At 50.3% G+C, this 13,753-nt stretch carries 10 protein-coding genes and 1 pseudogene; 4 read left to right on the forward strand and 7 right to left on the reverse strand.

From position 1 onward, the window contains the following. Positions 1-2 precede the first annotated feature (2 nt). From FPL14_RS29455 to FPL14_RS29465, 3 genes are all read left to right on the forward strand, one after another. Positions 3-611: a gluconate 2-dehydrogenase subunit 3 family protein gene (locus FPL14_RS29455; RefSeq protein WP_182301090.1), complete on the forward strand. Its 609-nt coding sequence runs from the start codon at positions 3-5 to the stop codon at positions 609-611. Next, positions 601-2,235 (forward strand): GMC family oxidoreductase, encoded by a 1,635-nt coding sequence (locus FPL14_RS29460; RefSeq protein ID WP_182301091.1) that lies wholly within the window; start codon positions 601-603, stop codon positions 2,233-2,235. Before FPL14_RS29455 ends, FPL14_RS29460 begins: the two co-directional genes overlap by 11 nt. Before the next feature lie 183 nt (positions 2,236-2,418). Then, entirely contained in the window at positions 2,419-2,793 is a 375-nt protein-coding gene (locus FPL14_RS29465; protein ID WP_182301092.1) for a LysM peptidoglycan-binding domain-containing protein, read from the forward strand. A 101-nt stretch (positions 2,794-2,894) separates the two neighbouring features. Here the strand turns inward: FPL14_RS29465 and FPL14_RS29470 are convergent, their stop codons facing one another. From FPL14_RS29470 to FPL14_RS29480, 3 genes are all read right to left on the reverse strand, one after another. Then, entirely contained in the window at positions 2,895-3,491 is a 597-nt protein-coding gene (locus tag FPL14_RS29470) for a YdeI/OmpD-associated family protein (RefSeq protein ID WP_182301093.1), read from the reverse strand. 937 nt (positions 3,492-4,428) lie between these two features. Further along, the gene (locus FPL14_RS29475; RefSeq protein ID WP_182301094.1) at positions 4,429-5,610 is read right to left on the reverse strand and encodes an MFS transporter; all 1,182 of its coding nucleotides are present in this window, start codon (positions 5,608-5,610) and stop codon (positions 4,429-4,431) included. Between the two features lie 73 nt (positions 5,611-5,683). Next, positions 5,684-5,974 carry an ArsR/SmtB family transcription factor gene (locus FPL14_RS29480; RefSeq protein ID WP_182301095.1) on the reverse strand — a complete coding sequence of 97 codons (291 nt, stop codon included), beginning with the start codon at positions 5,972-5,974 and terminating at the stop codon, positions 5,684-5,686. 179 nt (positions 5,975-6,153) lie between these two features. On the opposite strand from FPL14_RS29480, the gene FPL14_RS29485 reads away from it, so the two are divergent. Beyond that, positions 6,154-6,525: an iron chaperone gene (locus tag FPL14_RS29485; RefSeq protein WP_182301096.1), complete on the forward strand. Its 372-nt coding sequence runs from the start codon at positions 6,154-6,156 to the stop codon at positions 6,523-6,525. A 64-nt stretch (positions 6,526-6,589) separates the two neighbouring features. Here the strand turns inward: FPL14_RS29485 and FPL14_RS29490 are convergent, their stop codons facing one another. The 4 genes and pseudogenes from FPL14_RS29490 to FPL14_RS29505 all read right to left on the reverse strand — a co-directional run bounded on the left by FPL14_RS29490 (position 6,590) and on the right by FPL14_RS29505 (position 13,725). Further along, a complete protein-coding gene (locus tag FPL14_RS29490; RefSeq protein WP_182301097.1) occupies positions 6,590-8,854 on the reverse strand; it encodes an ATP-binding cassette domain-containing protein in 2,265 nt (754 codons plus the stop codon). Between the two features lie 216 nt (positions 8,855-9,070). Further along, on the reverse strand, positions 9,071-10,255 hold the full coding sequence (locus FPL14_RS29495; protein WP_182301098.1) for an aminotransferase class I/II-fold pyridoxal phosphate-dependent enzyme: 1,185 nt from the start codon (positions 10,253-10,255) through the stop codon (positions 9,071-9,073). Positions 10,256-10,274: 19 nt separating this feature from the next. Next, positions 10,275-11,753, reverse strand: a complete 1,479-nt coding sequence (locus FPL14_RS29500) for an aminotransferase-like domain-containing protein (protein ID WP_182301099.1) — start codon at positions 11,751-11,753, stop codon at positions 10,275-10,277. 140 nt (positions 11,754-11,893) lie between these two features. Then, a pseudogene (locus tag FPL14_RS29505) lies at positions 11,894-13,725 on the reverse strand (UbiD family decarboxylase). Positions 13,726-13,753: the final 28 nt, after the last annotated feature.

The following is a 13,753-nucleotide window of genomic DNA, read 5'->3' on the forward strand; positions in this document are numbered from 1 at the left end:
AGATGCCGAATTACGAGACGCGATACCCGAACTTCGATGTCATGCGCGAGAAAGAGCACTGGGATCAGCATACCCGAGAAATTGTAACCAAGCGCATTAATACGGAGACCTTCGATACATATCGATATTTTTCCAGCCATGAGTCGGACACCCTGCTGCGACTATGCGCGATTCTGCTTGACGATAATCGTTCTCCCGTCATCTCTTATGTCGTTCAACACTTCGATTCCATCCTGCAATCCGGCATCGGGGAATCTCAACGCAAAGTCGGCGTTCCGAAGCAGTCCGACCTCATCCGCAGCGGTTTGGCATGGCTCGATCAAGCGTGCGAGGAACGATATGGCCGGAAGTTCGTTTCATTGGAGGAGCCGGTTCAAGAGCAGGCGATTCAACAAGTAATGAATGGCGACTACACTCGTAAGTCTAATGCCGATCCGATTCCGGTGAAGGATTGGATGGATAAAATGTTGAGCGAGGCGGTAGCTGCGTATTATTCGCACCCTGATATCTGGTCGGAAATCGGTTATGCCGGACCGGCCTATCCGCGCGGATACGTTCGTTCGGAACTGGGATTAACCGACCCGTGGGAGGCAAGAAGCGATGGCAAATAGCGGAGAAACGGTCACTCATCATAAGGTTCATGACCAAGGGCGGCGACACAACGACCTTACGAAGCGGAAATATAAAGAGGATGCGGATATATGCATAGTTGGTGCCGGAGCCGCAGGCGGGGTATTGGCGTACGAACTCAGCAAGGCGGGACTCAAAGTCGTGGTGATCGAGGCGGGGCCGTTCTGGAATCCGCAAACGGATTTCGCCAGCGACGAATTGTCGATGACTGGGTTAGGCTGGCAAGATACGCGAATGGTGAGCGGAAGCAACCCGCTTCAGATGGGGCACAACAACTCCGGCAGAGGCGTGGGCGGAGGAACGACCCATTTCACGGGCGTGTTCTTAAGGTTTCACGAAAACGATTTTCGCACGAAAACCGTAGACGGAGTCGGGGAAGATTGGCCTCTCTCCTATGACGATTTGGCTCCGTATTACGACAAAATCGAACAAGAAATCGCCGTATCGGGACCCAAGCATTTTCCCTGGGGGGCGTTTAACGGTCCCTACCCCTATCCGGAACGCGAACCTCTGAGCGCCAACGCCGAAATTTTCCGCATCGGGTGCGAGAAGCTCGGCCTCCGCAGCGTGGTAGCCCCATTGGCTATCAATTCCGCGCCGTTCGATGGACGTCCTCCCTGCATCAACCGAGGTTTCTGCAATCAAGGCTGTTTGCCGAACGCGAAGTTCAGCACCTTGATTCATCATATTCCCAAGGCGATTCAATTGGGCGCCGAAGTCCTCTCCGACTGCATGGTAACGCAAGTCCTTATGGACAAAGAAGACCGTGTCACCGGCGTAACCTTCGTTCATGACGGTCACGCTTACGAACAGAAGTCACGCATCGTGATCTTGGCGAATTTCGTCGTGGAAGCGCCCCGCCTGCTTCTTCATTCTGCCAATTCTCGTTTTCCGGAAGGGTTGGCCAACTCTAGCGGCTGGGTCGGCAAAGCGATCATGCCCCACAGCAGTAACGACGTCTATGGCAAATTCGATGAAGAAATCCGGCTTTATAAAGGAACGCCCGTCTTAGCCACTACGCAGGAGTTCTACGAAAGCGATCCGAGTCGCGGTTTTGTTCGGGGCTACACGCTGCATGCCCATGGATCGCGTCCCGTCGAGATGGCCAAAGGCATCTCCAAAAGCGCCAAGCTTTGGGGGCCGGCATTACGCCAGGCCATGCTGGACTACAACTTCTACGGTAGGATTACGCTGGTCGGCGAGGTTCTGCCGGACCAAGCCAATCGGGTAACTCTTGCCGAGGAAAAGGATGACTTTGGCATTCCGCGGGCTCACGTTGCTTTTTCTTACGGAGAGAATGACCGCAAACTGATCGCCCACGCGATTGCCAAGATGAATGAAATCATTCAAGCCGCGGGCGGAAAGCCGGCTTACGTCACCGATGACACGGCCCATCTGATGGGCGGTTGCCGGATGGGCACCGATCCGACGACGTCCGTTACGAATAGCTACGGTCAAACGCACGATATTCCGAACCTGTTTATTGCGGGCGCGAGTCTCTTCGCGACTTCAGGCGGCGGAAATCCGACGAATACGGTCATGGCGCTAGCGGCGCGTTCGGCAAGCTACATTATTGAACAGTTGAGCAATAGGGAAATCCCATGATTAGCCGCTTCTAGCGGGTTACCCCGCGTTCATTTATTTTAACGGTAATACAAAATCAAAAGCCCGCTCGTATTGAGCGAGCTTTTTCATGTTTCTTCAGCAATACTGCATGCAGGCAGTAACCAATCTAGGCGAAAGTAATATGATATAGACGAATAACTATTCTGATGTGGAGGCTCACTTATGAATCAACGCGGTTTTTTCCCCGGAGGCGGATTCGGCGGAGGGTTCGGTCGTCCTTTCTTTCGTCCGTTCCCTCATCCTTTCTTCCCGAATCGATCTTTATTTCCGTTCTTTTTCTTTTCTCCGTTTTTCTTTCCCTTCTTTAGAGACGGGAAATCGGACGACATGTTATTCGCCCAGCACCAAGCTCGTCCCGGCGATACCATGCAAGCGATATGCCATCACTATAACATCCCTCTCTCCATTATGGAGGAAGCAAACTCCCACCTAGCGAATCCGAATCAACTAAATCCCGGCGATATCGTTTACGTTCCTCGTATTTCCAATATGATCTGCCAAAAAACGTATACGGAAATGGGGGTTCCCCAGCAATAAAGAAAATGATGAGGAATCTGCAGCCCGTTCCATGCAACGAGGCTACCGACTCAAGAATCGGTAGCCTCGTTTGGCTGCAAAGCCGCAGACATGTCGCAATCCTATTCATCGTCCAAGCCCTTGCCATTGAGAATATGCGGCAAATACTTTTCAACCCTGGACTCTCGGGTTTTGGATTGCTTGGGTGCAGAAAAATAAAGAATGTACGCTCTTTGCCGTCCAGGCGTCAGCGCTTCGAAAGCATCTTTCATTTCAGGGATTTCAACGAATTTATTTTGTAATTCTTCAGGAATGGCGTATTCCGTATTCTTTTTATATTCTACTTGTAATCCGGCTCTTTCGACTTCGATGGCTTCGTCAATATACGTTTTAATGATAAGCTGCATCTCCTCGATCTCTTCAACGCCGGTGAACCGAATCTGGCGCGCCGCCTGTACATTTTCCGTTTGCTGGATTAGGATCCCATGAGGATCTTTTAACAAGGCTCCTTTATGAAACAGCAGCGCGCAGTATTCTTTGAATCCGTGAATTAAAACGACGTTTTTATTCCGAAACGTGTAACAAGGATGCATCCACTTGAATTCTTCTTTCAACTCGCAGTCCAGAACGATCTCTCTCAACTTCTCGAATTCTTCCTTCCACTTTTTAGCTTTGCTAAAAAACGGATCGATCTTAGTATTCCTTTCACCTTTTAACATTAAGGTACACCTCTAGTCATTTTCGCTATCATCCAATTGTATCTCAACCGATACTTCGATTATCTATAAGGAGTTCGGCTATCCGAATGCATTTACGAGCACCAAAGCGGCTGTTATCAAAGTAATGATTAACTCCAGAACTTGTTGTAAAAGGCCAACCAAACTTGGACTTCTCCTCCGTCTCTGCTAATAGACGAAATCAGTCGGCGCCTAGTTGGATCTGCAATCGCGTCAAACACATCCCGCAACTGGTTGTTTCCGCTCACAACTCCCTCTCCTAAGCATGATAATGATTCCATTATTGGACACCATTTGGTGACGCTTTGATTATGGGACAGCATTTAGTGTCATGTCAACAACGGTTTTAAACTGCCCGTTAGCTACAAATTGTTAGCCTCAACCGGCAATCGGTATACATTCTTCATATCAATTATTAGAAATCATTCCGATAAAACGAAAAACCCGCGATTTACGCGGGTTGGAATCGATATATTCTTGATCTCCAACAATAAAAATGTTGGGCAGCCTTATGGCGTTGCTCTTTATGCTTCTCGCATTTATCTTCGTAACCTTTTAACTCCCTCGGTTCCGATTAGACTTCCAATAGTCGCAACTATGACGCTTGAATAAATTATTTTGACAACATAGTACAACCCGGTCCCCAACATAAGATCAATTAATACAAACTTTTGTATGGATGTCCCTTTTATTATGAACAAAACGACCTTTCTCTTTTTGTATATCTTCAAGACTACCATCACCTTCATCGTTTTGCTTAAGGTATGAAAATGATTGGTTGTCTCATTCCCAATCATTCAAGCCGAAAATTGACTGTTGGTATGGAGTCGTCTAGTATGATGTCAGACAGACCTGTCTACAATGAAAAAATACGGGTATTCGGATTTTTTGGTGAAGAAATCGATTCCCAGCTATGCATTTATGATGCAAACTCCTTCTTTGTTTTCGCGTGACTGGTTAAAATACCGCTGAATATGAAAGATAACAACGAACCGGCAAAGCATATAGCCGCAAACATGCCTACGGCGGAAAAACCGTTAAAAGTCGCGTAAATCAGGCCTGCGACCCAAGAACCGAGCGTTGTCGCAGCGTACATGATTGAATTGGCCAAGCTGGAGATCGTGCCGCGGATGGTTGGATTTAATGAATTCAGCATTCCTAATATTAGGGGAAAAGCGATCCCCATATTAACGAATATGAAAAAGTAAACACTTTCGAAAGCCGCAACTGATGGCAAGTGAGGCAAAACAATAAAACATGCGATAGAGACAAGAAAGCCCACAACCAGCGTATTGAAACGGTTTAATGTTTTGATCACATAGGCACCGCCGAAGCTCCCGACTATATTCCCGAGACCAAGAAAAAACATCACGTACCCCGCTTGATCAATTGAAAGGTAAAAGCGATCCGTCACCCATTTTCCAATGAAAGAAAAGGCAGCAAAGAATCCACATTGAAATAAGAAATGAGCGAGGAAAGCCTTTCTCGCCATTCGGCTATTCAATAGTGGGATGTATCTACTGAAAATCGGAATCTTGGTTTTTTGGCCTTGATTCGGTTTCATTTCGGGCAAAGCATAGAAGATGAATACTGCTACCAATAATGCACATGCACCGATTGTAAAAAAAGGATAATACCAATGGGTTGAGGCAAGCAGACTTCCAATAGGGATGCCGAACGCTTGGGAAGCAGCCAAGCCTGCCATGACGATTCCTGATACTTTGGCGATTTTTGACGTTGGAAACAGAGTAGGGATCGAGGCCCAGACTTGAGGCGCCGTAAATGCTGCGCTGACTCCGGCTAAAAAACGGAAGAAGAACATCGACCAAAAACCTGTGGCAAAGCCGCATAACATGGTTGAAACCGAGAAGCAGATCATGCCGGAAAGCATTACTTTTTTGCGATCCCATCCATCGGAAAGCGGTCCAGCAATCAGTGCAAAAATGGCATAACCTAAAGCATAAGACCCCACCATCCAACCGGAATATTCGGTCGGGATATGAAACAAGTCCTGAAGAGTGGGGATGAGCGGAGAAATCAAAAACGTATCCGTACCAATAACAAACATGATGAGGAAAAATAAAGCAGTTAATTTGATCATTCTATTCACCCTTTGCAGTTAGTTCTATAGTTCAATGATTATTGAACTAATGAATAAAAAAAAGAATTTCTTTCTACAACGTATCCAGAAATCCGGGTAAGTAAGTTTGAAATGTCTCCAAATCGATGCTCATATACTTCGCTTGAGCTTCTTTTCGTACCTTGATCAATTTCGCCTCCTTTAAAGTACGCAAGTGATACGAAGTATTCGATTTCGTAGTATCGCGAATGTGTCCTACTTCTCCACAATTCATCTCCTTCTTGCAGGCGTATAGAGCTCGTATGATGTCCAATCTTGTTTCATCAGCTAACGCCTTAAATATTTTGACTCTGAGCTCATCGTTTATTATTTTTTGAGTAGTCATAAAACCATTGTACTAAGATATCGCTACAAATCAAGTATTTAGAAAAATACCACCATATTCTCCGATTTTTAAGTAATCATGATGCCTTATATCAACAAGGATGGATCTACCCCGAACGCTTCTCCAAAGCTGCACATTCGCTAGTTGATACCCATTTATCTATTTGAGGAGGCAACGACATGGATGATTTCGCACAATTTGTCGCTAAGATCGGTAATCCGCAACATCGGTCTCGAACGGAAGAAGTGTTGGGTTGGGTAAGCAACAAATTTCCGAATTTGATGCCCAAAATAGCTTGGAATCAGCCTATGTTTACCGATCACGATACATTTATCATCGGCTTTAGCGTAGCTAAACATCATATGGCTGTTGCCCCTGAAAGGGTTGGAATTAATCGATTTTCAGAAGCGATCGTACAGGCCGGCTATGATCACACCAAGGAGTTGGTCCGTATCCCATGGGATAAACCGGTTGATTTCTCGTTACTGGAGAAAATGATCGAGTTTAATATTTTGGACAAGGCAGACTGTTCGACTTTTTGGAGGAAATAAGAAAGAGCCCTGAATATTGGGCTCTCTTAATTTTTGCTATAGTAGATTATGAAAATTAACTGCTTTAGTCCTGCGAGGTCAAATACCTTCCCGTGATCGACTGCTCCGCATGGATGATCTGCGGAGGTGTGCCCTCGAACACCACCTGGCCGCCCCTGCTGCCTCCATCCGGCCCCATATCGATGATCCAATCCGCTTGACTGATCACATCGAGGTTATGTTCGATGACGATTACCGTATTGCCCTCATCCACGAGCCGGTTCATGATCTCCAGAAGGTGACCGATATCCGACATATGCAGACCTGTCGTCGGTTCGTCCATCACATAGATGCTGCCCTTTTTATGCAGCTCGCTTGCCAGCTTGATGCGTTGGCATTCCCCGCCCGAAAGCGTGCTGAGCGGCTGACCGAGCGTAATATAGTTCAGCCCCACGTCGCTCATCGCTTGGAGCTTGCGCACAACCTCTTTTAACTGGAAAAAATCCAATGCCTGCTCCACGGTCATCTCCAACACTTCGGCAATTGACTTGCCGTTAAGCTTGTACGCGAGCACCTCTTCCTTGAACCGTCTGCCTCCGCAAACTTCGCATGGCATCTTCACGCTGTCGAGGAATGCAAGGTCTGTATACACAACACCCAGCCCTTGGCAGTTCTCGCAAGCCCCCTTGGAGTTGAAGCTGAACAAGCCTTGGTTAACCTTGTTCGCGGAAGCAAACGCCTTGCGCACATCATCCATAATGCCCGTGTAGGTCGCGGGATTCGAGCGCGTTGACACGCCTACCGCCGATTGGTCGATGACGATCGCATCCGGTTGCTGGCCGAGAAATACGTCGTTAATCAGCGTACTCTTGCCCGAGCCCGCTACACCCGTAACGACTGTCAGCACGCCGGTAGGAATATCTACGCTCACGTTCCGCAAGTTGTGCTGGGTAGCATTGTTGATGGACAGCTTGCCGGATGGCTGTCTGCAATCGCGTTTCAGTTGGAGAGGCCGCTTCATATGGGTACCGGTCAGCGTATCTGCCTCCAATAGACCTAGGTAGCTTCCTTCATATACGATGGTACCGCCGCGGCTGCCGGCGTGAGGACCGACGTCGACGATATGGTCCGCCACCTTGATCACGTCGGGATCATGCTCGACTACGATTACGGTATTGCCCTTGTCGCGCAGTTTCTGAAGCAATTCATTTAATCGGTGTACATCGCGGGGGTGCAAGCCAACGCTGGGCTCGTCGAAGATGTAAGTGACATCCACCAAACTGCCGCTCAGGTGCTTCACCATCTTGACGCGTTGCGACTCTCCGCCGGACAAGGTATCCGTCTCGCGGTTCAGCGTCAAGTAGTCCAGACCGATATCCACCAGATGCTGCAGCCGCTCCGTCAGCGACTTGACGACAGGCGCAGCGACTGGATCGTCGATCTCCCGAATGACGCGGATGAGCCGTCCGACCTCCATGGCGGACAACTCAGCTATATTGAGCCCATTGATCTTGCAGCCGAGCGCGGCTTGGCTCAGTCTAGCGCCGCGGCAACTGGAGCAAGGACCCTCGGTGATATACGGCGCAACGGTTTGTTGAGTACGTTCGGATTTCGTCTTCACATCCTGCTTGATGTACTTATTGGAGAACTTCTCGATGATGCCTTCCACTGTAATATTCATGGCCTTCCCGGCGAAATCCATCTCCACTTTCCTCGCCTTGGCGTACAGCAGGTGCTCCAGCTCTTCATCCGAATAATCGCTCAGCTTCTTGTCCAGTTCGAAGGATCCCGACTGCACGACCATATTCCATTCCCAGCTGCCGACCGTATAGCCTGGCAGCAGGATGGCTCCTTCATTCAACGACTTTGACATGTCCACTGCCTTACTCATGTCGACTCCAAGCCTGCGACCGATCCCGTTGCACTCGGGACACATGCCTTGCGGATCGTTAAACGAGAACATGTTCACCGGTCCAACATAGGGCTGACCGATTCGGGAAAAGAGAAGACGGAGAATGGGCGAAATATCGGTAATCGTGCCCATCGTGGAATGGGAACCGCCGCCCAGCCGCTTCTGATCTACGATAACCGCCATGCTGAGGTTCTCGAGCGCGTCCGTATCAGGCTGCGGAACGCGGGGCAGGAAATTGCGCACGAACATGCTGAAGTTCTCGTTCAGCAATCGCGTGGATTCCGCGGCGATCGTATCGAAGACGATCGATGACTTGCCGGATCCGGATACCCCGGTGAAGATCGTGATTTTCCGCTTGGGAATGCGCAAGGATACGTTTTTGAGATTGTTTTCCCTCGCGCCCGAGATTACGATATGCTCTTGATTAGATTCGCTCATGCTTTAACATCCTTCCGATAGTGATAATTTCCGCTTGTATTTCACATTGTACCATTCATCGAGATTAGAAAGTCAGGCGGTCCGAAGTACCCTTCGTTAGCATTTATATTAATCAACCTTGAACTTCCTATATTATACAAAAAGAAGTATGACAACAACCTGTCATACTTCTTCCTAAAGTTTGAGAATATGTTGGAGCTGATCTTATAAGTCTTCTTAGACCGGCTGCATCGCTTGCATAAATCTTCCCATACGTTCCAGCGCCTTCTCCAAATGGATGAGCGAGGTTGCATATGAGCAGCGAATATAGCCCTCTCCGCCCGACCCGAATACATGTCCCGGCACGACCGCCACCTTAGCTTCATTCAGCAATCGAAGAGCGAACTGCTCGGATGACATGCCGGTAGAAGCAATTGAAGGAAAGGCATAAAATGCCCCCTCAGGCTCGTGACAGTCCAGTCCGATTGCATTCAAGCCGGCTATAAACAGCTTGCGGCGCTCATTGTAGCTCGCCATCATTTCATCCTTGGCATCCAAGCCGTGTCGCAGCGATTCGAGCGCTGCGATCTGTGCAATCGTAGGGGCGCACATGACCGTGTACTGGTGGATTTTCAGCATGCCGGCTATCAACTCGCGCGGGCCGCAAGCGTAGCCTACCCGCCAGCCCGTCATCGCGAACGCTTTGGAAAAGCCGCTGATAACGATCGTGCGCTCCTTCATGCCCGGCATGGAGGCGATGCTGACATGATTTCTCCCATAAGTCAGTTCGGCATAAACCTCATCCGAAATGACAACCAAATTATGTTTGACAATGAGATCGACAATCGGCAGCCAATCGTGCTCCGTCATAACGGTTCCTGTCGGATTACATGGATAATTGATCATCAAAGCCTTTGAACGAGGCGTAATCGCCGCTTCCAGGGCTTGCGGCGTCAGCTTGAACTGCTCCGCCGCCGTAGACGCCACCTCCACGATACTGCCGCCATGCAAATGGGTAATCGGTTCATAGGCAATATAGCTTGGCGCCGGAATCAAAACCTCTTCCCCCGGATTGATCACTGCCCGTAGCGCCAGGTCGACGGCTTCGCTGCTCCCCACCGTCACCATGATTTCTAGCTCGGGGTCGTAAGAAAGCGCGAATCCGTTGGCAAAGTATGCCGAAAGCTCTTCCCGCAGCTCCATTGAGCCGGCATTCGAGGTATATTTCGTCTGTCCTTCACGCAATGCCCGAACGCAAGCTTCGCGTACCTTTTCCGGCGTAACGAAATCCGGCTCTCCGACTCCAAGGGAGATAGTATCTCCGCCTGTCGCATTCAGATCAAAAAAAGCGCGAATTCCCGATGGCCGGATATCCCGGACGCGCGAGGATAAAAACTCCCCCGAACTCTTTACACTAAACATATTGTACCATCCCCCATGACTAGAGAAAGCTAAGCGCTTGTTCGCCGATTATTTGAATACCCCGTTCGATATTGGCATCCGATACTCGCGAGAAACCAAGCCGCAAAGTATTCGTCCCTTCGCCTTCTTGAATAAAAAACCTGTCTCCCGGCGTAAAAATAACGCCTTGTTCCGCGCATGCCTCTAGCAGTTGGCGTGCATTTACGCCCGTTGGGAAGGTAAGGAACAGATGCAAGCCCCCGTCGCCGGACAGCCGCGCATCGGGTAGATGCGCTTCGCAGCATGCCTTTGCCAGCTCGTATTTGCGCTTATATTCTGTACGCGCTTTTTTTACGTACTTATCGAAATTTCCGTTAAACAAATATTGATATAAAATCGATTGATCGATTGTTGATGTATGAATGGTACGCGCGCGTTTAATGCTTTCCAGGCTGCCGATCAGTTCTCTGTCTCCAAACACCCAGCCTACTCGCAAGCCAGGGAACAGTACCTTGGAGAAGCTGCCGATATAGATGACTCCGTTCCCTTGCCCCGCTATCGCAATCAATGGCGCAATATGCGCTCCCGAGTAGCGCAGCTCCTCATTGAATCCATCCTCTATCACCGGAATCCGATACCGCTTCATTAATTTCATAACGGCGCTTCGTTTGGCGGGCGACATGACGATGCCTGTCGGATTGTGATAAGAAGGAGTCAAATAGGCCAGATCGAAGCTATTGGTCTGCAGTAGCGCCTCTAACCGCTTAACATCCATGCCGTCATGCTCCATCGGAATGCCGGTAATCTCGAAGCCTTGCAGCTTCAAATTTTTGATCGCCGTATGATGGGTCGGATTTTCGCAAATGGCCGCTCCGCGGCGCGCGGAAGGGCGCAATGCCGACAGCACAATGTCGAATCCTTCCGTAAACCCGCTTGTAATCAGCATATCCTTGCCTCTTATATCGACTCCCTTGTTCTCCATATAATGCATCAAGTAATCTATCAACGGCTTGTAGCCCTTGGCATAACCGTAGTTGAGCAACACCTGTCCTTCGATTGCCATCCTGTCCATAAAGGCTCGCCTTACATCCCCAAGATCAAATAGTTGCTCATCGGGAGCGATGCTCGTGAAAGAGATGGTTGCTTTCCGGGCGCGAATGCCTTGCTTCATCATATCAAGAGCTTCTGCCGATACTGCATACTCGTTCAATCTTGCCTTCCAGTCGATCCGGCAGTCGTCAGAGCCGTCAGTTTCCCCGTTGTTTGCAGCCGAATGGCTCGCCAACGCGGCCACATAGCTGCCCTTGCCGGGTATCGCATACGTAAACCCGTCATCCTCCAATCCTTCATAGGCTGCAATGACCGTATTGCGGCTCACCTTAAGCAGAACGCTCATTTCTCGCGTGGAGGGCAGCTTCTGATCCGACTGAAGCACCCCTTTTATAATTAAACGTTTGACGTATTCTTTCACTTGAATCATGACCGGACGGTCGCCGATTAGCCTGAAGTCCTGGAACATCCATCATCGCCCCCATTTACTATGATGGCATAGTGGTCGGGAAAAAAGAAAGAACCACCGCATTGGATTTTTCATCCTTCGGTGGTTCTTCCTTCGTTTCTATGCCTCTCATTTCGCTTTTTATTGTTCCCCCAGCCGCATCAACCCAGACGAACTCCGCTAAGACTGCCGCCGGAGGCGAACAGTCGGTCGATGCGCTTCTCAACCGCTGGATCCGGTACAAGCAGAGGGGCGTGATGCGGTTTTGACCGCGCGTCAATGATGACATTGTCGCAGCCCCAATGCTTGAAGTCGTACCCGCTGTTCACGCCGTAGATATCATGCGAAGGATTGCTGCGGGTGAAAGTCGTCCATAGGAAGTTGGACAATGTCCGGCTTAAGAACGAGCTATCGTCGCACAGCACGAGGAGCGGGCAACCGTCAACGCCGTTTCGCGCGCCGATCGCTTCCGTCAACTCGCCAAGCTGCCGCTTGGCTTCCTCGTAGTTGCCGAAGGCCGGACCTTCCAGCGCAACGACTCCTGGCATCGCCAGCCGAGGATTGCGGAAATCCCGAAGATCCTTTAGCTGTTCGGGCACTTCCTTGCACAGCTCGCGTTTCTTGTCTCCGCATGCCGCGAAGATGACTTTGCTGCCGGTATTCAAGCCCGTTCCGGAATAATCCAACGTATCGATCGTCGTGTTCGTCTGGAAGTGCAGATCGCGTCTCAGATCGATACGTTCGAGAACGTACTGCAGGAATTCCGCCTCGTGATGCGTGCTAAGCGGCTGATTCTCTTCCGCAGCGATGAACAGGTATTTGGCAAGACTGAGCTGGCCGGTTCCCAGAATCCGGTTCGCAATCGTCAGCAGCTCCGACGGCTGCTTCACCGCGGTATACGGGGTGTAGCGCTCGCTGCCGATGGCGAACAGCAGCGGATGTACGCCCGCCGCATCGACGGCGTGCACCTCCTTTACGCCTGGCACCTCCTGCTTAACGGCATCGCCGGTCAATTCGTGAATGAGCGCGCCGAAGGCGTATCCTCCTGCGGCGGGCGGCCGACGACAGTGAAAGGCCATATCGCTCCCTGCTTCGCGTATACCTTCTTCACGCGCATCATCGGAAACTCATGAATCAGGCTGTAGTAGCCGAGATGGTCGCCGAACGGACCTTCCGGCTTCGTCTCGCCGGTGTGCAGCTCGCCCGTAATGACGAAATCGGCATCCCGGCTGATGCAATATCCGTCGTGATAACTGTAACGAAACCGTCGCCCCGCCAACAATCCGGCGAACGTAAGCTCGCTTAAGCCCTCCGGGAGCGGCATGACGGCGGATAACGTATGTGCCGGCGGTCCGCCGACGAAGATGCTGACTTTCAGCGGTTCTCCTTTGCGGTTTGCCTTGTGCTGATGAATGCCGATGCCTCTGTGAATCTGATAATGCAATCCGATTTCTTGATCGGTCTTGTAGTCGTTGCCGGTCAGTTGAACCCGATACATGCCGAGATTGGCGTTCATAAGTCCAGGCTTGTCCGGGTCCTCCGAGAACACCTGCGGCAGCGTGACGAATGCACCGCCATCCATCGGCCAATGTTTAATGAGCGGCAGATGGCTGATCGCGATCTCTTCGAATCCGGATGGGCCGTCCACCTGCCGAAGCGGGAGCGCCTTCATCGCCGCTATTGCCGCGCCGGCATTCTGGAACGGTTGCTTCAGAGCCTTCATCGGATCGTTGCGAAGCGCGATCACTTTCTGCGTCGATTCCCATGTTCCGCGAAAGATAAACTTGCTTCTCTCCAGCGTTCCGAACAGGTTCGATACGGCGCGGTATCGCGAACCCTTAACGTTCTCGAACAGCAATGCCGGCCCGCCGGCTTCGAACGCGCGAAGGTGAATCGCAGCCATCTCCAAGTAAGGATCCACCTCTTCCTTGATTCGGATGAGATGGCCGTGCCGTTCCAGATCTTGAATGCATGCTTCCAATGTGACGTACATATGCGGATGCTCCTATCATCTACAGCGG

Source organism: Cohnella cholangitidis (assembly GCF_014107495.1).
GTDB classification, from domain to species: domain Bacteria; phylum Bacillota; class Bacilli; order Paenibacillales; family Paenibacillaceae; genus Cohnella; species Cohnella cholangitidis.